This window comes from Alkalihalobacterium chitinilyticum (assembly GCF_029028005.1).
Lineage (GTDB): Bacteria > Bacillota > Bacilli > Bacillales > Bacillaceae_F > Alkalihalobacterium > Alkalihalobacterium chitinilyticum.
Genome location: NZ_JAOTPO010000001.1, coordinates 1 through 21,197, shown reverse-complemented (window position 1 = coordinate 21,197; position 21,197 = coordinate 1). Strand labels below are relative to the sequence as shown.

The window sequence follows — 21,197 nt, the reverse complement described above, 5'->3', positions numbered from 1 at the left end:
ATGATGAATCATACTGCTCGTTTTAAAGGGGTCATTCCACCAGTATCGACAATTTTTACTAATGAAGGTAAGTTAGATGAAATCGGGATGGGGAAGTTAATTGACTATCTTATCAAGTCCAAAGTAGATGGATTATTTTTTCTGGGTACCGGTGGAGAGTTTAGTCAAATGAGCATGGCGGAACGGAAAAAGGTCGCACAATATGCAGTGGACTATGTTGGTGGACGAGTTCCCGTTTTAATAGGAACAGGGAGTTCAAGTACAAGAGAAGTTATTGAATTAAGCCTTCATAGTAAAGAGGTTGGTGCAGATGGAGTGGTTGTCATCAATCCATTTTATTGGCCATTATCCGAGGATCATCTTTTTCAGCATTATGCCGAAATTGCAGAAAGTGTAGATTTACCAATTCTTTTATATAACTTTCCAGGGTTAACCGGTCAGGATCTATCCCCTGATTTTGTTCTTAGATTAGTAAACGAATATTCACATATAGCTGGGATAAAAGAAACCGTTGATACAGCTGGGCATATTCGCGAAATGGTTATAAAAGTAAAAGGGAAGCATCCTCATTTTAGTGTCTTATGTGGATTTGACGATCATTTATTCAATACACTCGCTTTAGGCGGTGACGGTGTCATTTCCGCGAGTGGTAATTTCGCTCCTGAACTAACAGTTGGAATTTATACTGCCTTTCTAAACAATGACATGAAAACAGCGGTTGAACTGCATCAACGTTTAGCCTATATTCCGTTAATGTATAAGCTCGATTCACCATTTGTTAATGTCATAAAAGAGGCAATTCAAATGCGAGGACAAGACATCTCTACTTATGTGTTACCGCCAGCAAGAACATTAAGTGATGAGAAGAAACAAGAGTTGAAGTTTATCTTACAACAAGCAGGATTAGTTTAGGGTTAGTAGAATAATGTTTACCGTTGTATTAATGAAATAAACAGCTCGACTTAAGCATGGTGCTTTTTTAGTACCTTGCTTTTTTATTTAAGGGAGAATTGATGCAGTTTAAAAGATATTAGGAGATTACAGTGACACAAAAATCAGGACGGTGAATCGTAAAGGAATTACTATGTTTAGCAGCCCATTTTTATCCAGATTAAACAAGTAATTATTGTAGTTATTTTATTTATTTGCCATAATGGATATTGTATAACTAATAGCTCGATTTAGATTATCCATGTGTAAAAAGAACACTAGAAGGTAGGTAGTATATGTCGGAGCAAAATATCACAAGAATAAACTTAGATGGGAAGGAACTAATCTTAATCGGTACCGCCCATGTTTCTAAGCAAAGTGCTGAACAAGTAAAGGAAGTAATTGAAGCGGAGCGTCCTGATTCAGTATGTGTTGAATTGGATGAACAACGTTATCAATCGATTATGGATAGTGATAAATGGAAGGATATGAATATATTTAAAGTCATTAAAGAGAAGAAGGCTACACTTCTATTAATGAATCTTGTTATTTCTTCTTTCCAGAAACGAATGGCCAAGCAGTTTGGGATTAAGCCAGGACAAGAAATGATTCAAGGTATTGAATCAGCAGAGGAAGTAGGTGCGGAGCTGGTTTTAGCGGATCGGAATATCCAAATTACTTTTGCCCGTATTTGGTACAATATCGGTTTCTGGGGAAAGGCCAAGCTTCTCATGGAGATTTTCGGTAGTATATTTAACAAAGAAGAAATCTCAGAAGCAGACTTGGAAAAAATGAAAGAACAGGATATGTTAGACTCCATGCTTCATGAATTTACCGTTTCGTTTCCAAAATTGAAGGTCCCATTAATCGATGAGCGCGATCAGTACTTGGCACAAAAAATTAAAGAAGCACCAGGTAAAAAGGTCGTTGCCGTTTTAGGTGCTGCCCATGTTCCAGGGATTAAAAATGAAATACATAATGAAAATGATTTAAAAGCCATATCAAAACGACCGCCAAAATCAAAAGCACCTACTATCATTGCATGGATGGTGCCGATTATCATTCTTAGCATTATTGGTTATACCTTTTTTATGAACCCTTCGGTTGGGCTTGACCTCACGTTAAGTTGGATTCTATGGAATGGTTCCTTTGCAGCGCTTGGAGCGGCGATTGCTTTTGGGCATCCTTTAAGTATTATAACGGCATTTATTGTAGCGCCGTTAAGTTCTCTAAACCCTCTACTAGCCGCTGGTTGGTTTGCTGGATTTGTAGAAGCCTACTTACGAAAACCAAAAGTGGGAGACTTTGAAAACTTGTCTGAAGATGTATTCACTGTCAAAGGCTTCTGGAGTAATATGGTAACCCGTATATTATTAGTCGTGGTCTTAACGAACTTAGGAAGTGCTTTAGGGACGTTTGTTGGAGGAGCGGATGTCATTAGGCAGTTTATCCAAAACATCCTTGGAGCGTAATTAAAATTACAATATGAATGGATAAAGTAGCATCTTTAAAAGGTGCTACTTATTTTGTTATAGTGAAGGATTGAGACATTTTATTTTTCAAGAGCTTTTTATGATTTAGACGATTTTATGATGTAGCATGTGTTTAAATAAAAAAATGATATAATAAAGTTTAGATTACTAGCAGGGGGAAGTTAACTTGGTAAAGCCGTTTGTAAAGTGGCCAGGAGGCAAGACTGGCGAACTGGAAATTATTCATCAATTTTTGCCTACATCAATGAACAATTATATAGAACCTTTTTTAGGTGGTGGGGCATGTTTCCTATCAATCCCGAAAGAAAAATATCATCAGGCTTATGTTAATGACTTTTCTGGGGAGCTTATTGCATTATATACATTAATTAGAGAAAGAAATGAGTTGTTTAATCGTTACTTACACGATATTTGGGATGTGTGGAGTTTCTTTGGGATGCTATCCAACGATTATTATGAAACACTTCGTAGCTATTATGGGCGATATAAGAGTGATGAGATAGAGAAAGAACAATTAAAAGAATTAATCGATGAATTTATCGAGATTAAGCGAAACGAAGTTGCTATAGGTGTGCAAAATAGTTTAGATATAAATTTTGAGAGATTAATAAAAGAGTTGAAAAAATCCATTCTGTCAAAGTTTACTAATACTAAAAATAACGAAATAAAGAAAGGCGACTTACCAGAGGAAGATTATCGGAAAAACTTTGAGTCGAGTATACGGGCAAGTGTCTATACGTATTATCGATACCTGTATAATGAAAGGGTAAAGTATAATCTCGATCAGGAAATGCATATTGCACTTTTTTTCTATTTACGTGAATTTTGTTATTCTTCGATGTTTAGATATAACAAGAGTGGAGGATTTAATGTTCCATACGGTGGAGCATCTTACAACAGCAAAGCATTTAACCATAAAATTGATTATCTCTGGAGTACAGATCTGCAAAATATCTTACGTCATACAAATATTTATAATGCTGACTTCCAAGAGTTTCTTCAAGAAATACCTAATCATGAAGAGGATTTTATATTTTTAGACCCGCCGTATGATAGTGATTTTTCAACGTATGCTAATCATTCATTCGTCAGTAAGGATCAGGAGCGTCTAGCGAATTATCTAATAAATCATTGCAATTGTCGTTTTATGTTAATTATTAAGAATACAGATTTCATTTATAATCTTTATAATCAACCGGGAATAAATATCATTGGTTTTGATAAAGAATATAGTGTTAGTTTCATGGATCGTAACGACCGAAAAGTAGAACATATATTAATAACGAACTATAAAAGGTAGAGCATTTGTCTCTACTTTTTTCATATAGTCTAAGTTTCAAAGGGGGAACCGAAATGAGTAATTATACCGAACGTGAAATTCTTGTAGTGGCAAAAAAGATATTAGAAGAGACGGGGGAAATGACAACGACTGAATTAAAAGAAGCTTTGATGATAGAAATGCAGCCAGACGGTAACGATTTACAAATTAATTTAAATCGTAATGACACGAAATTCGAGCAAAAAGTGAGAAATATGGTTTCACATCGGGAAAATAATGACTTACTAAAATATTGTGAGTATCGGCGGGTCGGTAATAATGGAGTCTTAAGGTCAAGAGCGTTACCGCAATTTGAAAAAGGAGATAACGAGAAAGTAGAAATCGAGGGTCGTAAAGAAAAGAAACGAAGGTTTATAGCGAGAAGAGTAAATTTTGAAGCGTTAAACTTAAAAAATCAAGAGCTTGGGTTAAAAGGAGAAGAATTTGTCCTTAAGTATGAAAAAGGTAGATTAAATCCTAATCTGAGTGAAAAAATCATTCATGTGTCAGTTGAAGAAGGTGATGGTGCTGGTTATGACATTTTATCTTATGATGAAAATGGGAAACCAAAATTCATTGAAGTTAAAACAACTACTGGTCCAAAAGATACAGATTTTTATTTAACTGAGAACGAAAAAGCGTTTATCGAAGAATATCAAGACCAAGCTGAAATTGTAAGAGTATATAATTTTGATATGAGTACAGGTAAAGGAGAAATTTTACGTATAAATGGAGAAGATTTTTATAAAAAAATGGCCCTTCAGCCTATAATGTATAAAGTATCGTTCATATAAAACTATTTTTGTGAATTTTATGTTTCATGTTTACACGGTTGTTTAAACATGAAACATAAGAAAAGAGAATAAATCCAATATAGGTTTATTCTCTTTAAAATATTTTCAATTTTCAATTTAATAATTTGATTGATAATAATCTGGGAATAATCCTGATCCTTGTCCATAAGGGAATCCATGGTGCCAATGGTATTGATGGTGTTTAATTGGTGATTTTATTTTCTGGTGTTGCGTTTTATTGATTGGTTTGGCTTTTACTTGCTGGGTATTATGAGTTTTTACTTTAGGTTGATAAGGAATGAGGTGTCCGTAATTAGGGTTCATACTAGATTGAAAGTTTCCTACGTTCCCGTAATTAGGATATGAGTATGGATGATATCCATAATGTCCCTGATACATAGAGTATGGCCCGTAGTGGCTATTAAGATGGCTAGATCTTACATTAGCAGGTACAGCTGGGTACATACCTTGAAATGAAGTTGTATACATGTACATTCACCTCCTTCAAGATATAACCTATTTTATTGAAGAGACCCTAGAAATGAGCTAGTCCCTATTGAAATTAGGCGAACAGATAGTATAACATCCTATTAATCAAGGGAGAAAGGAGAAACAAGTTGAAGCTACAGGAGCAGTTTGTAAGAAACGTGAGGCATTGCTTTAAGGAGCGGGGGGATATTTGGCTAAATAAATTACCGGATCTCATTCGTTATTGTGAGCAAAAGTGGTCATTACGAATAGAAGAACCGTATTCACTTTCAATTAATTATGTAGCACCTGCTAAAAAAGTAAATGGACAAGAAGTTGTAGTAAAACTATGTTTACCAGGCGATGATTTTTTAGCAGAGTTAGAAGCATTGCAACTATTTCAAGACCGGGGGATTGTGCAGTTGCTTGCTTTTGATCAGGAGCAGGGAATTTTAATCTTAGAAAAGATACTGCCTGGCCAGGAACTAGCAGATGTAACAGATGATGAAGCTGCTTGTTTAATAGCTGCAGATTTGTTTAAAAATCTAATGACTGAAGTTCCAAAAAAAACAAGAATTGGAACAACGAAAAAGAGAGAAGAGAAGTTAAGGGAAATTGTGAAGAGCCACCCCCACGGCCTTGGACCGATTTCTAGAGTTAGATTAAAAAACGCATTAAAGGTTTTTACTTATTTAAATGCAACAATCGAACGGCACTGGCTTCTCCATGGCGACTTTCATCCATACAATATCCTTTTATCTAATGATGGCAATTGGAAGGTGATTGATCCAAAGGGGCTTTTAGGAGAGGCTGAGTATGATCTTATTCAATTTCTCTTAAATAAATTACCTGAGGATGGGTCTTATGAGGTTATGAAGAATAGAGTAGATGTTTTTACTCAGCAACTTCAATTAAATAAAAAACGAATGATATTATGGGGATATTGTCATGCTGTGTTAGCCACTTCCTGGTCGGTAAATGGGACTCAGTATAGTACTTCTTTCTTTAAAGGAATTGGAATTTTTGAAAGATTATTTACGGAATACTATGGTACAGACATTGATATTTAACTAAAATAAATCTTTGTAAAGGTATTGTGTTCATAAAGTTTATTTTGAGTTCATACTTGATGTGCTATTCACATGCCATTCAGGATCTGAAAGGCAGTCATGCCAACACAACAAGTCTTTTAACATCGTCCAAATTAAAAAGGCACCCAAATCATAGAGGGTGCCTCTCGTCTCTCAGTCTAAGTTAACGATATTTTATATTCTTTCAGTAATTCCGCTAAAGCAGGCCTTTCATTACCGTCTCTCCCGTTCACACGAGTAGCCGTAATTAACGAATTCAGGATAGCCTCTTCAGTAGCTTCACCAACCGCTCGGAAGGCTAGGTCAATGTCTTCTTCGTGAATGGTTGGAATGGTTAGACATTTAGCTGGTTTTTCGTGAGGGATTTTTGTTGCGGTAGAAAATCCAATCGCGATGTCGCCACTGCCATTTGAAATGATCGAACCGGTTCGTGCTAATCCTGTGACTGTGCGTTTAATAATCCGGTTGAGTTGTCTTTCAGATACAGGAAGGTCGGTTCCGACGATAAAAATGATTGAACCTTTGTCTCTTTGTTCATATTTATTAGATATTGCATTACTTACAGTTCTTCCAATCAACTTCTCATTAATCGTCAAATCACTTAATTTTCCAAAGTTAGATAATACTAATACTCCCATAGTGTATGCCCCGTGCTCAAGGTGGATTACCCGTGAAGCAGTTCCTATCCCGCCCTTTAAAGAATAACAAACCATTCCTGTTCCTGCTCCAACTGTTCCTTCTTTAAATTCTGAGGCTGTATTTTCTAAAGCTTGAAAAACATGTTCTTTTGAAATTGCTCTAGCTCGGATATCGTTTAAAATCATATCATTACATTCGCCAATAATAGGATTAACAGTTCCTGTCGTTCGTCCGATTTCTGGATTTTGATCTAGCATATATTCAATAAGTGCATCTGTAGCAGTTCCGACGCTTAAGGTATTTGTTAGTATAATAGGTGTTTCTATCGTCCCTAATTCATTGACTTGGATCGTCCCCGTTGTTTTTCCAAACCCATTGAGTACATGAGTCGATGCAATTAACTTTTCTTTGAAAAGATTACCTTGATGGGGGAGTATGGCGGTCACACCTGTTTGAATGTCATCCTTACTTAACGTTAGATGACCTACTGTAACTCCCGCAACATCAGTAATTGCGTTATACTGACCTGTTTGTAATTCTCCTACTTCTACACCGTAATCTCTAATTCTTTTTTGACCAAGCATGAACTACCACCCCTTCGTATGTACAATCTTTATTTTCGCAAAGTGCTTACCAACGTTCAAGGACTGTTTCTGCAATGACAACATTTTGGTATAAGTTAAAAATTAATTGAGGTTGTATATAATGATTTGATACAATTAAAAGGAATTAAGTGGAAAAAAGAGGTGTGGCAGTGAGTGAAGTTAAGACCGGAATCCGGTTGCTTTTATTAAAAGGAATTTTTCTAAGGCATACTGATGAGCACCATCAATTATCGATAAAAGATCTAGTGGAAAAATTAAAAATGGAGCTTGGACCGGGGGAAACTGTAGAACAAAAGGCTGTGAAAAGATATATTAAAACCCTACAAGCGACGGGCTTTGATATCATTGAAAACATTGAGAAGTATGGTGAGATTTTTTACAGTCATCAAGACCGGCTGTTTGAAAACTATCAACTTAGACTATTAATTGATCCAATTCTTTCTGCTAGATTTATAACGGAAGATGAAAAGAAACACTTAGTAACTAACTTAAAAAAGTTGACAAGTAAACACACAGCCAAATCATTGCCAGATCCAATTGTGTACCAGCAGTCGATTAATAGTGATTACCAATTAATAAAATTACATATTGATACGATACATACTGCGATCTACGAGCAAAAAAGAATTACATTTCAATATGGTGACTTTAATTTTGAGAAAGAATTCCAATTGAGACATGGCGGGGCTTTGTACCGGATTGAACCACATGCTTTAATCTGGGAATCTGATTTTTATTATCTAATCGGTGAAGATATTAAATACGATGACACTGAAAATCCAAGAAATTATCGTCTAGATCGCATGCGCAATGTCACGATTACCGATGAACGCTTTACAAAAAAAACGAGAGATCTGAGTACATATGTACAAAATTCCTTTCATATGTTCGGTGGTCAAGACCAATGGGTGACACTAGAATTTAAATTAGATCAAAACGTCCTAAATGGTGTGATCGATAAGTTTGGGATTGAGGTGGATATTAGACAGACAGGGGAGGAAACTTTCGCAATAAAAGCGAAAGCAAAAATAAGTGAAGGATTGAAAGGTTGGATCTTGACCTGGGGCAGTAAAGTAAAAGTACTTTCGCCACCTTCTCTCGTTGAAGAGATTGAGAAGGAAATTCAGGAGATGATGAATCGTTACTTGAGGTAGATATGGTAATTCAACTTCTTTTCAATACAAAATAAAAGAAAAGGGCCTTGAACTGATCCAGTTTAAACGCCCCTTCTATACAGTTGTGGATAGAACTTCAGAAATAAGCTTTAATGATCGTCATCATCTATATGACATATAAAATCTAGAGCCTTTACTCATTGTCCGAATCATCTTCCTTATTAAACCATAGTGGATCATTATTATCTACTTCACCATTATAGTTGATAAATACTTCTTCACCCTTTTTGATATCCTTGTATGCATAGTAATCAAAAGTGTGGTTGTCAAAATTAATTTCATAGGTTGCATTCGGTTCATACGAATGGTTGAACAGCATTCCATATCCTAAGACGATGGCGGTATGGTTAATACCATACTCATACACATAATCACCCAAAATCGTTTGATCTAAAAATTCGTGTTGTTCATTAGGAACAGGAACAACGGGGGCTTCATGGAAGAGCTGCCCTTTTTTTATGTCTTGTGTTGCGAATACTCCTCTGTTGAATTCACCTTCACTTATTGAAGAGTTTTTTACCTCAATCATGTTAGTCACCTTCACAATCTGCTTTTTTTATCTTTTCTCCTCTATGACTGTAACATTCTATTCTAGACACGACAATTGAAATGTATTAAAACAACTAGGCTGATTAATAAGTTTATCGATAGTAAGACTCCAGTTCTAAGGAGAACAGCTGTAAAAATACGCTCAGTTATACAAATATTATATTCTGTATTTTGATAGAAATCTTAAAAATTCTTCTTGTGCTTGGTGGTGGTATTTTAGAATTGCATATGTATTGGCTTCAGGAAGTGGAAATGACTGAGAGTCCACTTCAAGTAACCTTCCTTCAAGTAATTCTCTACGAATGGTTGATGAAGGCAGATAGGACACTCCGAGTCCTTCCATAATAAACCGTTTGGTAATATGAATTTGTGAGACTTTCATCATTCGGACAGAAGGGTAAAAGAGTTTTACTGTCTTACATAAGTTATCCCAATAGCCAGGGTGATTATGTGTTAATAGGCGATTGGAGGATAAAATCTCCCCTTCTTCAAGTGGAAAAGCTGACTCAAAATCTCGCCCATCATGTGGCGTTACTAAACAGACTTTATCTTTGTAAAGTAAAGTTGTTTTAAGTTCTGGATGGAAGCTTTTTAAGCATGAAAGCCCAATATCAACGATTTCATCCAATACTGCCTTTTCGATGTTTTCCGATTCAATGATTTCAATAGAAATCTCAACTTCTGGATGGTTTTTGATGTATTGTTTTAGAACAAACGGTAATACAGTATCAGCGATTAATGGAGAGATGGCAAGCGTCAGTTTTGTTGTGTATCCTTGCGTGAATGTTTGCAGGTCTTGTAGTCCGTTATCGTAAACAGCTATGATTTGTTTTGCATGCTGTAAATACCTTCTACCGGACTCGGTCAGTTTGATTTTTTTGCCTTCTCTTTTAAAAAGTAGTACCCCGAGCTCCTTCTCCAATTGTTTAATGTGGACGGTGACCGTTGGTTGTGAAATAAATAACTGATCCGCTGTCTTTCGGAAGTTCCCATTCTCCGCCGCTGTAATAAATGTTTTAATCCAATTAAGTTCCATTAACAGGCTCCTTATTATAATTATTAATCATTTTATTTAAAAATATTTAATTTTATTAATCATTTATATATTATACAATTTTTGTAATAGAAGGAAGGAGTGATTGCAATGGTTAACAAAGGATTAAAGGGTGTAGTAGCTGCTGAAACGGCAATTAGTCACATTGATGGGAAAGAGGGCAAGCTTATTTATAGAGGGTATGAAATTCGTAATCTAACAGCTGCTCATTCATTTGAAGAAGTTGCTTTTCTATTATGGTTTGGACATTTACCGACAGTGGCAGAATTAGATAAGTTAAATACAGAATTAGTAAAAAGCAGGTATTTAACTGAAACAATGAAAACTGTTATGGATGTTCTTCCTACAAATATGGATTTCATGAGTGTTATTCGAACGGTTATTTCTGCAGAGGGGACGATTGACTATGGGTGGAAACCAACCATTTCTCAAGCGATTACATTGACTGCTGTAATGCCTACGATAATCGCGTATTGGTATAACAAGGTACAAGGTAAAACATGTAATGAACCTGTAGAAACCTTAAGCCATGTTGAGAATTATTTATACATGTTGAATGGGAGTAGCCCATTAGAAGCACAAGTTGAAGCACTTGAAACGTATATGATCTTAACTTTAGAGCATGGAATGAATGCATCCACATTCTCGGCACGCGTAACAGCTTCTACTGAATCAGATATCGTCTCAGCCATTACTTCCGCGATCGGCACGATGAAAGGTCCTCTTCATGGCGGTGCACCGTCTGGCGTTATCGATTTATTAAATGCAATTGAAACTGTAGAAAAAACAGAAGACGTCATACGGAAGAAACTTATGAGTGGTGAAAAATTGATGGGCTTTGGGCATCGTGTCTACAAAACCCATGATCCTAGAGCGATCGCATTAAGAAAAAAACTAATAGGGTTGAGCGGTGAAGATCGTTGGCTTGATCTTGCTGTTCATGTTGAAAATGTAGCAGTTAAATTATTAAATGAATTAAAACCTGGTAGAGCTTTATACACGAATGTAGAATTTTATGCAGCAGCTATTATGAAATCGATAAACTTGGCTCCAGAGCTGTTTACCCCAACTTTTACTGCTAGCCGTGTCGTTGGTTGGAGCGCTCATGTGCTCGAACAAGCCGAGGATAATACAATCTTTAGACCGCAATCTGAATATGTCGGTACGATGGCACAAATGTAATTTTTTCAAAGGCGCTTTCTTTTATGAGGAAGCGTCTTTTTAAAAGCTTAGAAAGAGCCTTTGGACCGTAAGCTAAGTTCACACATATGTGAATATTGAAAACCAAATCTTCTTTTATTTAAATTAACCTTGCAAATGTGCTCCAAAAAAGACCATAGTGTAAAAGCTTCAAGTATAAATAAAAATTATCGTTATCCTTTTTTTCGACCTAATATGGCAACATAATTGATCTATAATAAACGAATCCTATTTCAATGATTAGTAATTTAAATTGTAAAAATAATTAAAACCAATTTGACTTATAGGAATAATGTAGTACGATAAAATTATTCATTTATTAGTTTTATATTTTGTGAGGTGGATTTTGTTGCAATTACAAGTCATGAACAGTCCGTTTAATGAGGAGCAGGCAGAGCTCCTTAACCGTCTTCTGCCAACATTAACAGATTCACAAAAAGTATGGTTATGCGGTTATTTAGCAGCCACTCAGACTGTTGCTGCAGCTCCTGGTGCAGTAGAAACACAACCAGCAACAGTAACAGCTCCAAGTCCTACAGCAAAGGCAATTTCTAAAGATGTAACTGTTCTTTACGGTTCACAGACAGGAAACGCTCAAAGACTTGCAGACAGTACGGGCAAGACGCTTGAAAAACAAGGATTTAAAGTAACCGTTTCTTCAATGAGTGATTTTAAGCCTAATCAATTGAAAAAGGTAGAAAATTTACTAATTGTTGTGAGTACACACGGTGAAGGTGAACCACCAGATAATGCATTATCTTTCCATGAGTTTCTTCATGGCAGACGCGCACCGAAGCTTGATCATTTAAGATTTTCTGTATTATCACTTGGGGATAGCTCCTATGAATTCTTCTGTCAAACAGGGAAAGAATTTGATCAAAAGTTAGAGGATTTAGGTGGTACAAGGCTTTATGCACGTGTGGATTGTGACCTAGACTTCGATGAGCCAGCAGCGGAATGGGTAAAAGGAGTAATTGGCGGTTTAAGTGAAGCGCAAGAGGGAACAGTCTCAGAGCCTTCAGGAATTCCTGCATCACAAGCTGAAACAACTGAATATAGTCGTACAAATCCATTTAAAGCCGAAATTCTAGAGAATTTAAATTTAAATGGTCGTGGTTCTAATAAAGAAACACGTCATCTTGAGATATCATTAGAAGGTTCTGGTCTTACGTATGAGCCAGGCGACAGTTTAGGTATTTATCCAGAAAATGATCCTGAATTAGTTGAATTATTATTAAAAGAAATGAAGTTCGACCCGAATGAGAATGTGCCAGTAAATAAACAAGGGGCAACTCACTCTCTAAGGGAAGCGCTAAGCACACAATTTGAAATTACCGTTGTTACAAAGCCACTTCTTGAGCAGATTGCGAAGTTGTCAAAAAACAGTGAGTTACATGAGTTAGTATTACCAGGCAGTGAAGCAAAGTTAAAGGAATATATTAAAGGTCGTGACTTATTAGATGTAGTTCGTGATTATGGTCCGTGGGGCACATCAGCACAGGAATTCGTTTCAGTTCTTAGAAAAATGCCGCCACGCCTTTATTCAATTGCAAGCAGTCTATCGGCAAATCCTGACGAAGTTCATTTAACAATCGGTGCAGTTCGATACGAAGCACATGGACGAGAACGAAATGGTGTATGTTCAATTTTCTGTGCAGATCGTTTACAATCTGGAGATACATTACCGATCTTTATTCAAAATAACCAAAACTTTAAGCTCCCTGAAAACGCTGAAACACCGATTATTATGGTTGGACCAGGTACAGGAGTTGCTCCGTTCCGTGCTTTCATGCAAGAACGTGAAGAACTGGCTGAGGAAGGTAAGTCGTGGATGTTCTTTGGAGATCAGCATTTTGTTACAGACTTCCTCTATCAAACCGAATGGCAAAAATGGTTGAAAGACGGTGTCTTAACGAAGATGGATGTTGCGTTTTCTCGTGACACAGAAGAAAAGGTTTATGTACAGCACCGCATGCTTGAAAATAGTAAAGAATTGTTTGAATGGCTTCAAGAGGGAGCTGTTGTATATATATGTGGTGATGAAAAACATATGGCACATGACGTTCACAACACACTTCTTGATATTATTGAACAAGAAGGCAACCTGAGCCGTCAAGAAGCAGAAGCTTACTTAGCAAATATGCAACAACAAAAACGATATCAACGCGATGTATATTGATTGATTGGATTGAAAGGAGTAAATAAATATGGTGAATAAGACTTTATTAAAAGCACCAGAAGGGCCGCCGAGTGACGTTGAACGTATTAAAGAAGATAGTAATTACTTACGCGGTACATTAAAAGAAACAATGCTGGACCGAATTAGTGCAGGGATCTCAGATGATGATAATCGTCTTATGAAATTCCACGGAAGCTATTTACAAGATGACCGTGATCTACGTAATGAGCGTCAAAAACAAAAATTAGAGCCTGCGTATCAATTTATGTTACGAGTGCGAACACCTGGTGGGGTAGCTACTCCTGAACAATGGCTAGTGATGGATGACCTAGCTCAAAAATACGGGAACTGTACATTAAAATTGACGACGCGCCAAGCGTTTCAGATGCACGGTATTCTAAAGTGGAATATGAAAAAAACAATCCAAGAAATCCATGCTTCTTTATTAGATACGATTGCTGCGTGCGGGGACGTTAACCGTAACGTGATGTGCAACCCTAACCCTGATCAATCAGAAGTACATGAGGAAGTATTTAAGTGGTCAAAACTATTAAGTGATGACTTACTCCCGCGTACAAGAGCGTACCATGAGTTGTGGTTAGATGAAGAAATGGTAGCAGGTACACCTGATGTTGAAGAAGTTGAACCGATGTACGGACCGCTTTATTTACCAAGAAAGTTCAAGATCGGGATTGCAGTACCACCATCCAATGATGTGGATATCTTCTCGCAAGACCTTGGCTATATTGCTGTTGTAGAAGATGGTAAACTGCTTGGATTTAACGTTGTAATTGGCGGCGGTATGGGGATGAGTCACGGGGATAAAGAAACGTATCCTCAAGTAGCAAAAGTGATTGGGTTCTGTAAACCGGAGCAAATTTATGACGTTGCTGAAAAGATCATCATGATCCAGCGTGATTACGGAAATCGTTCCGAACGAAAAAATGCACGTTTCAAATATACGGTGGACCGACTAGGTTTAGATACGGTCGTAGCTGAAATTGAAGCTCGTCTTGGCTGGAGCCTCGAAGAAGCAAAGCCATACCACTTTGACCATAATGGTGACCGTTACGGATGGGTGAAAGGCGCAAAAGGCAAATGGCATTTTACATTATTCGTTGAAGGTGGACGTATTACTGATCTCGAAGACTATAAATTGATGACAGGTTTACGGGAAATTGCAAAAATCCACACAGGAGATTTTCGTTTAACAGCTAACCAAAACCTGGTCATTGCAAATGTTACGAGTCAGAAAAAGAAAAAAATTACTGAATTAATTGAGCAATTTGGCTTAACGGATGGAAAGCAGTATTCGGCTATTCGTCGCAGTTCATTAGCCTGTGTTGCCTTACCGACATGCGGGCTGGCGATGGCTGAAGCAGAGCGATATTTACCAGGACTTATCGATAAAATCGATGAAATTGTTGATGAGAGTGGTTTACATGATAAAGAGATCACAATTCGCATGACAGGCTGTCCTAATGGTTGTGCGCGTCATGCACTTGCTGAAATTGGTTTTATCGGTAAAGCCCCTGGTAAGTACAATATGTACCTCGGTGCAGCGTTTGATGGAAGTCGTCTAAGTAAAATGTACCGCGAAAACATCGGCGAAGAGGAAATCTTAAATGAGCTTCGTGTTCTACTTCCGCGCTATGCTAAAGAGCGAGAAGAAGGCGAACACTTTGGTGATTTTGTCATTCGTGCTGGTGTCATAAAAGAAACAACAGACGGTACAAATTTTCACGATTAATAAAGTAACCAAAAGAGACAGGGCTTATTCCCTGTCTCTTTTGGTTATTGATTTAATTTTTTTACAACACAATGTATCCGGCTTTTCTCACAGCTTCTGCCAAGTCATAAACTTCAGCTTTCGTTTCGTCATATTCAACCTCAACCTTTTTATCTTCAAGACTAGCTTTCGCTCGATTGACTCCATTCATTTGAGTTAATGCATTTTCTACGGTTGAGAGACAGTTTCCACAACTCATTTTTTCAACTTGAAGAGAGACGTGCTTCATCTTGGTCACCACACCTTTTTTTATCAGTTTTTAGCAAAGGGGTTACTTTTATTCGAGAAAAAGTTAGAGTGGTTTAGAAAAGTGGAGCAGAGTACAAGTTGAAATAAAAAAAGCCAAACAACCAGGAGCGTTGTTTGGTTTTTTTGTTGAAAGCGTCCAATTTAGTGTTACAGTTTAAACAAAATCCCGATAACTGAATAGATAATTACAGTTGAAAATAGGACTGTCATATGAATAAGAGAGAAAATAAAAAGTGATTTTGCCCATTTTTCTGGATCCATCTTTTTATAGCCATAAATACTTAAGATCAGCCATATAACACCTAAAAGAATTGCGACTAACATAAGACCAAGGCTCAGTGACCCGAGAAGGAAACTTGTAGCAATTAAAATGACTAAATAAATATTTGTCTGTAGATACGTTCTTCTAATGCCTTTTACCACAGGAAGCATTGGAACTTTAGCTGCTTTATATTCTTCATGTTTTCGAATAGCGATCGCATAGAAATGAGGCATTTGCCATACAACAGCTATAACAAAAAGGCCGAGAATAGCAGGATGGGTAATGTCTGGATAAATGGCAGCCCAACCGATAAGAGGAGGCATAGCCCCAGAAATACTGCCAATCTCTGTATTATAGATAGTCCTTCTTTTACTCCACATCGTATATGGTACGACATAAAAAAACAATCCTAGAAACCCTAGGAGTGCAGCTAGTGGCGTAGCTAGAGCGAGCACGGTGACCCCGGAGATTGACATTACAATCCCAAGCCATAAAACAGTAGCAGGCTTAATTTCACCAGTAACAGTTGGCCTGTTTTTCGTTCTCTCCATAATGGAGTCAATATCCCGATCGTATAAGTTATTAAATGAGCCAGCAGCACCCATAACAAGAATGGATCCTATCAAAGCAAAAATAATTTCCGGTATTTTATCAAAAAGACTATATTGGTATGTGTACAGAGCCAACGTTAATCCGGCAAACATCGTAACAAGATTGGATTTAATAATACCTGTTTTGACAGTGAGTGCTAAATTAGTTGATAGGCTCTGTTTCGGTGTTGTTAAATTTTGTTCCCCTTGCATTATTTCCCTCTTCCCTTTTACTAGATGATCTCATACGACCTTACATCATTGGCTGATATATGAAAGAGATTCCAATACAAATCATAACACATTTGGACTCTAGTAGGAATTTATATACTATAGGGAATATTAGTGATTTATGGCGGAATTGTCAAGAGATGTCGAGTAATGTTCTTATATCCGACCGAGTTTGTACGGATTATGGAATGACTGTTTTATTTTAAACCCTCACACAGCATAAGAGTCCTATGGAATTCATGAAGGATTGGTGAAAATTGTAAGGAAGCTATAGATTGATCCTAAAGTTTTAGTTAGAATGAACTAAAAAGAGATAAGAGGGGACAGCAGTGTGGGGATTAGGGGAGAGTTTTTTCAAACGTTAAATAAAAATAAAATCAGTATTTTTATACCCGTTTTGATTGTTTTATTTTTAATGGTCATCAGAGAACCTTTTTTTGAATTGGTAAAAGGGGAAAATTATGTAATTACACATCTTATTGTCAGTTTTTTTATTGTTATTGCTTGTGCCACTATATCATTACAAGCTTGGATTATTTATCCGTATACGCGATCAAGTAAACAATTATGGCTAGGGGCTATCTTTGTTACGATTACGATTTTGGAAATCGCACATGCAATTACATACAAAGGGATGCCTGTTTTCTTCGTAGAGAGTTCGCCTTATCAAGCTACATGGTTCTATATGATTAGTAGGTTGTTTTTGGCATTTGGGGTACTTGTTCTTGTATTAATGAAGGAAAGGAAAATGCCTGTAATTAGGAGATTTCTAGCGTATGGAGCAGGGTTATTCGTTTCTTTTATAATTCTGGTTGTTGTTTATGCTCCTGTTCAGTTGTTGCCTGATCTTGTAATTGAAGGGGTAGGTACAACATCATTGAAGAATGGTTTGCAATATGCAGCATTGATTATTCAAGCTTTAGGTATATTTGTAATCGTTTATAGGAAGTTGTTAAGCGATGTATTTTATCTTACACTCGTGCTTGCATCATTTTACATGATATTTAGTGATGTTATGTTTACTTCCTATATTAGTGTGTTTGGCTTTGAAAACTTTTTAGGTCATATCTTCCAAATATTTGGGTTTTGCTATCTTTTGCGAGCGCTCTATTATACAGCGGTAGAGGAACCCTTTATTTTTAAGAGAAGAGCTGAAGAGGTCGTAAAGAGAAAAGAAAGGTTCCTAAATACAGTTATGTCTAATATGGGGGAAGGTGTTGTTGTTGTAGACCGCTATGGCCAAGTGACACTAATCAACCAAGAAGCAGAGGCCATCTTACAGTGGAAGAGCGAGGAGATACTGGGTGAGGAATTGCTAGGGTTTGTTAAGTTAAAGGGAGTAAGAAGCGAACAATTAACTCAAGACTTTCTAGAGGCTAACTTATTTGAAAAACAAAGTCGCAGGGTAGAAGAAGGTTGGTTTCTAAGGAAAGACGGAAGTGCAGTTCCAGTTTCAATTACCATTACCATTACCCCTAATGAAGAAGATGGAACTGTAGTTGGAAACATTATAGTTTTTCGTGATATTAGTCAGCAAAGAAAAGATAAAAAGAAAATTGAATATATGGCTTATAATGATGAACTTACAGGGTTGCCAAACAATCGTTACTTCAAGCGAATGGTGGAGCAGCAAATAGCTAATAACCCTCAGGAGAAAATAGCGGTCTTGTTGTTTGAAATTGATGGTGCAAAAAATATAAAAGAGGTATTTGGGCAGGTCATCGCAGATAAACTTGTGTTAACGTTTACTCAAAAACTTCATCAGTTCATTCCAAAGAGGACCCTTTTTTCAAGGATCGATCGAGATGTATTTGCTATTTTATTATCTCCTGTTACAGATGAAATAGAGTGTTAAGAGGTGTGCAAACAAATACATAATGCATTGGAAAGAACAATTCAAGTTGAAGACCTCTTATTAAAAGTTTCGGCTAATGTTGGTGTATCGTTTTATCCGCAACATGCTATACAGGTTGATGATTTGATAAAAAATGCTTATATTGCTATGCATCAAGCAGAGGACTTATCAAAAAGTTGTGTAATTTACGACGCAGAACTATCAGAAAAAATATTAGATCAAATCGTGTTAGAAAGTGACATGCATAAGGCTCTTTCTAATGAAGAATTCTACTTGGTCTATCAGCCTCAAGTAAATAGTAAAACAGGCAAGGTATTTGCAGTGGAAGCCCTAATCCGCTGGGAACACCCGACACGAGGTCTTATCTCACCTGCTGAGTTCATTCCGATGGTAGAAAAAAGTGGTCTTATTATTTCAATTGGAGAGTGGGTAATGAATACTGCATGTAGGCAATTAAAAACGTGGCATGAACAAGGGTGTTTGGATTTAGCCGTCTCTGTCAACCTTTCAACACGGCAATTTTACCAGGAGAATTTAGTAGAAACCGTTGAAAGCATACTCCGGAAATATGATGTCCCTGGATATTTCTTGAAATTGGAAATTACTGAAAGTATGGCAATGGTTAATCTCGAACATTCCATCAGGGTTCTTCACAATCTAAAAAAACTTGGAATCCAGATAGCTATTGATGACTTTGGGACCGGTTATTGTTCGCTAAGTTATTTAAAAGATTTACCTTTTGATTTAATTAAGATTGATCGTTCATTTATTCAAAATCTTGATGCTGCCAATCACAGTGATTTGACCATTCTTTCAATGGCACGTTTTTTACATATGAGAGTAATAGCTGAAGGGGTTGAAACGTTAGGTCAAGTTGAGTTGTTAAATGAAAAAGAGTGTTATCACATACAGGGATACTTGTTTAGTCAGCCTTTAAAACCTCAAGATGTGATAGGGAAAATTCAACAAATTGAACAGCAGTTTGAAAAAGAAAGTGGAGAAACTTTGTGAGAATAAAAAAATAACTTCACAAACGAATCGATTTTTAAAGAGGAGTGGGAAAGTGAAGTCTGGATTTAGACTAAAATTATCTATAATTATGATAGTATTTGCAATAATCATTTCGTTTACAATTACTTTAATTGACCATCAACGCTTAAAAAACGAATTGAAAAAGAATGAACAATTCCATATAGAGCAAATTGAAAATATAGCTGAGTATTCTCTTAATACAATAGAAAAAGCGTATTTTCTATTTGAAGCTGAGACTGCGGCAAAAATGAAATCGAGTTCTGAAATACTAATCAGTAAATATGAAGAACAACCTAATTTTGATCAATGGGACTTTCAAGAATTAAAAAAAATGTTAGAGTTTGATATCTACATTATTAATGAAGATTTTGTTATTACACATAGTAGTTTTCAGGAGGACATCGGACTAGATTTTATGGCTTGTTGTCGGAAGCTTGCTAGTGTGCTGGAAGAAAGAAGGCAGACTGGAAACTTTTATGATGATGGGATGGATATTGAACAGCACACTGGATTAGTTAAAAAGTACAGTTACATGGCAACGCGGGATAAAAAGTACATGATACAACTTGGGTATTCGCTCCAAGATGGAGTGATTTTTCAGGAGTTTAATTTCTTAGACACGATCGAGGAATTGGAAAAACGGTATCCTTCTGTAGATAATATTAATGTTCTTAATATCGGGGGGAATTTATTAGGGATTCCTATTGAGGAAATGCGCTTGACACAAGGGAGAAGAGCTGCATTTGAACGTACACTCTCAACACAGGAGATGACTGAGTTAAGAGAGGAAGTGAATGGAGAAGCTTCGATTTACCGGTATATCCCGTATACATCAAAATATGATGGAGGGACAACTAAGAATAAGGTCATTGAAATTGTGTACAATGAGAAAAACTTACAGGATGTTTTAAACGGCAATAAGAGAACGTTCTATATACAGTTGTCTGTTATCTTGATGGTTGCTGTTGTCATTGCACTGCTCATTGCCAGGTGGTTAGCTAAGCCGATGTACTTAGCTTTTCATGACAGTTTAACTGGTTTGAAAAACAGGGCAGCTTTTGATGAATTATTGCGTTCTGCCTTACTAGACAAAAACGATGGATTGGCATTAGTCATGCTTGATTTAGATAATTTTAAGTTAGTGAATGATTATCATGGACATGATAAAGGTGATTTGTTGTTAAAAAACGTAGCCAGGACGTTAAAGACTTTTGCTGGTGCAAAGGATGTATCGGCTAGACTCGGTGGAGACGAGTTTGCAATGATCATTCGTTCTTCTGACCTGAAAGAAATAAAAAAGACTGCAGATCAGATGATTGCAGCTGTTCGGGATATCTGTGAAGAAATAGAACTTGATGGAGAACGAGTAACCGTGAGTATAGGAATAGCACTTACACCAGAACATGGTACAACCCCCGCAGAACTATATAAAAATGCCGATACCGCTTTGTACCGTTCGAAAGCCAAGGGGAAAAATCAGTTTTGTTTTTTTCAAAATGAAAATTAATTACCTAGATGTCCTTTGTGTATAACGTAAGATATATAGAAGTAAAGGCTACCTGCACTTTGTGATATGCTCCCCTATAGGTAGACAGATTAAAAAATAAAAATCTGTTTACCTTGGGGGAGTTTTTCTATGCCTAATAGTAAGTATTCTAAAGAATTTAAAAATGAAGTTTTACTGGCTTATGAAA

At 36.6% G+C, this 21,197-nt stretch carries 18 protein-coding genes; 12 read left to right on the top strand and 6 right to left on the bottom strand.

Annotated elements, in window-relative coordinates:
- The 4 genes from N7Z68_RS00090 to N7Z68_RS00075 all read left to right on the top strand — a co-directional run bounded on the left by N7Z68_RS00090 (position 1) and on the right by N7Z68_RS00075 (position 4,535).
- Entirely contained in the window at positions 1-912 is a 912-nt protein-coding gene (locus tag N7Z68_RS00090; protein ID WP_275116414.1) for a dihydrodipicolinate synthase family protein, read from the top strand.
- Between the two features lie 314 nt (positions 913-1,226).
- A complete protein-coding gene (locus tag N7Z68_RS00085; RefSeq protein WP_275116413.1) occupies positions 1,227-2,402 on the top strand; it encodes a TraB/GumN family protein in 1,176 nt (391 codons plus the stop codon).
- Between the two features lie 187 nt (positions 2,403-2,589).
- Complete coding sequence (locus N7Z68_RS00080; RefSeq protein ID WP_275116412.1) at positions 2,590-3,723, top strand: DNA adenine methylase; 1,134 nt, start codon at positions 2,590-2,592, stop codon at positions 3,721-3,723.
- Positions 3,724-3,776: 53 nt separating this feature from the next.
- Positions 3,777-4,535 carry a protein NO VEIN domain-containing protein gene (locus tag N7Z68_RS00075; RefSeq protein WP_275116411.1) on the top strand — a complete coding sequence of 253 codons (759 nt, stop codon included), beginning with the start codon at positions 3,777-3,779 and terminating at the stop codon, positions 4,533-4,535.
- A gap of 117 nt (positions 4,536-4,652) precedes the next feature.
- On the opposite strand, the gene N7Z68_RS00070 is transcribed toward N7Z68_RS00075, so the two are convergent.
- Positions 4,653-5,024, bottom strand: a complete 372-nt coding sequence (locus tag N7Z68_RS00070; protein ID WP_275116410.1) for a hypothetical protein — start codon at positions 5,022-5,024, stop codon at positions 4,653-4,655.
- A 128-nt stretch (positions 5,025-5,152) separates the two neighbouring features.
- On the opposite strand from N7Z68_RS00070, the gene N7Z68_RS00065 reads away from it, so the two are divergent.
- Positions 5,153-6,073 carry an aminoglycoside phosphotransferase family protein gene (locus tag N7Z68_RS00065; RefSeq protein ID WP_275116409.1) on the top strand — a complete coding sequence of 307 codons (921 nt, stop codon included), beginning with the start codon at positions 5,153-5,155 and terminating at the stop codon, positions 6,071-6,073.
- Positions 6,074-6,252: 179 nt separating this feature from the next.
- Here N7Z68_RS00065 and N7Z68_RS00060 read toward each other — a convergent pair whose 3' ends face one another.
- Entirely contained in the window at positions 6,253-7,317 is a 1,065-nt protein-coding gene (locus N7Z68_RS00060; protein ID WP_275116408.1) for a DmpA family aminopeptidase, read from the bottom strand.
- A 170-nt stretch (positions 7,318-7,487) separates the two neighbouring features.
- On the opposite strand from N7Z68_RS00060, the gene N7Z68_RS00055 reads away from it, so the two are divergent.
- Positions 7,488-8,492 carry a helix-turn-helix transcriptional regulator gene (locus N7Z68_RS00055; protein ID WP_275116407.1) on the top strand — a complete coding sequence of 335 codons (1,005 nt, stop codon included), beginning with the start codon at positions 7,488-7,490 and terminating at the stop codon, positions 8,490-8,492.
- A 154-nt stretch (positions 8,493-8,646) separates the two neighbouring features.
- Here N7Z68_RS00055 and N7Z68_RS00050 read toward each other — a convergent pair whose 3' ends face one another.
- Complete coding sequence (locus tag N7Z68_RS00050; RefSeq protein WP_275116406.1) at positions 8,647-9,042, bottom strand: SET domain-containing protein; 396 nt, start codon at positions 9,040-9,042, stop codon at positions 8,647-8,649.
- 177 nt (positions 9,043-9,219) lie between these two features.
- Positions 9,220-10,098, bottom strand: a complete 879-nt coding sequence (locus N7Z68_RS00045; protein ID WP_275116405.1) for a LysR family transcriptional regulator — start codon at positions 10,096-10,098, stop codon at positions 9,220-9,222.
- A 108-nt stretch (positions 10,099-10,206) separates the two neighbouring features.
- Here N7Z68_RS00045 and N7Z68_RS00040 point away from each other — a divergent pair, with 108 nt between their 5' ends.
- The 3 genes from N7Z68_RS00040 to cysI all read left to right on the top strand — a co-directional run bounded on the left by N7Z68_RS00040 (position 10,207) and on the right by cysI (position 15,245).
- Positions 10,207-11,298, top strand: a complete 1,092-nt coding sequence (locus N7Z68_RS00040) for a citrate synthase/methylcitrate synthase (RefSeq protein WP_275116404.1) — start codon at positions 10,207-10,209, stop codon at positions 11,296-11,298.
- Between the two features lie 367 nt (positions 11,299-11,665).
- The gene (locus N7Z68_RS00035; protein ID WP_275116403.1) at positions 11,666-13,495 is read left to right on the top strand and encodes an assimilatory sulfite reductase (NADPH) flavoprotein subunit; all 1,830 of its coding nucleotides are present in this window, start codon (positions 11,666-11,668) and stop codon (positions 13,493-13,495) included.
- A gap of 28 nt (positions 13,496-13,523) precedes the next feature.
- On the top strand, positions 13,524-15,245 hold the full coding sequence (cysI, locus tag N7Z68_RS00030) for an assimilatory sulfite reductase (NADPH) hemoprotein subunit (RefSeq protein ID WP_275116402.1): 1,722 nt from the start codon (positions 13,524-13,526) through the stop codon (positions 15,243-15,245).
- Positions 15,246-15,306: 61 nt separating this feature from the next.
- Here the strand turns inward: cysI and N7Z68_RS00025 are convergent, their stop codons facing one another.
- Both N7Z68_RS00025 and cyoE read right to left on the bottom strand, forming a co-directional pair.
- Positions 15,307-15,513 carry a heavy-metal-associated domain-containing protein gene (locus N7Z68_RS00025; RefSeq protein ID WP_275116401.1) on the bottom strand — a complete coding sequence of 69 codons (207 nt, stop codon included), beginning with the start codon at positions 15,511-15,513 and terminating at the stop codon, positions 15,307-15,309.
- 167 nt (positions 15,514-15,680) lie between these two features.
- On the bottom strand, positions 15,681-16,598 hold the full coding sequence (gene cyoE, locus N7Z68_RS00020) for a heme o synthase (RefSeq protein ID WP_275116399.1): 918 nt from the start codon (positions 16,596-16,598) through the stop codon (positions 15,681-15,683).
- Positions 16,599-16,947: 349 nt separating this feature from the next.
- On the opposite strand from cyoE, the gene N7Z68_RS00015 reads away from it, so the two are divergent.
- From N7Z68_RS00015 to N7Z68_RS00005, 3 genes are read left to right on the top strand one after another with little or no spacing between them, the layout of a single operon-like run.
- Complete coding sequence (locus N7Z68_RS00015; RefSeq protein WP_275116398.1) at positions 16,948-18,471, top strand: sensor domain-containing diguanylate cyclase; 1,524 nt, start codon at positions 16,948-16,950, stop codon at positions 18,469-18,471.
- Between the two features lie 3 nt (positions 18,472-18,474).
- Entirely contained in the window at positions 18,475-19,482 is a 1,008-nt protein-coding gene (locus N7Z68_RS00010; RefSeq protein ID WP_275116397.1) for a putative bifunctional diguanylate cyclase/phosphodiesterase, read from the top strand.
- A gap of 52 nt (positions 19,483-19,534) precedes the next feature.
- Positions 19,535-21,010, top strand: coding sequence for a GGDEF domain-containing protein (locus N7Z68_RS00005; RefSeq protein ID WP_275116396.1), 1,476 nt, complete (start codon positions 19,535-19,537; stop codon positions 21,008-21,010).
- Positions 21,011-21,197 lie beyond the last annotated feature (187 nt).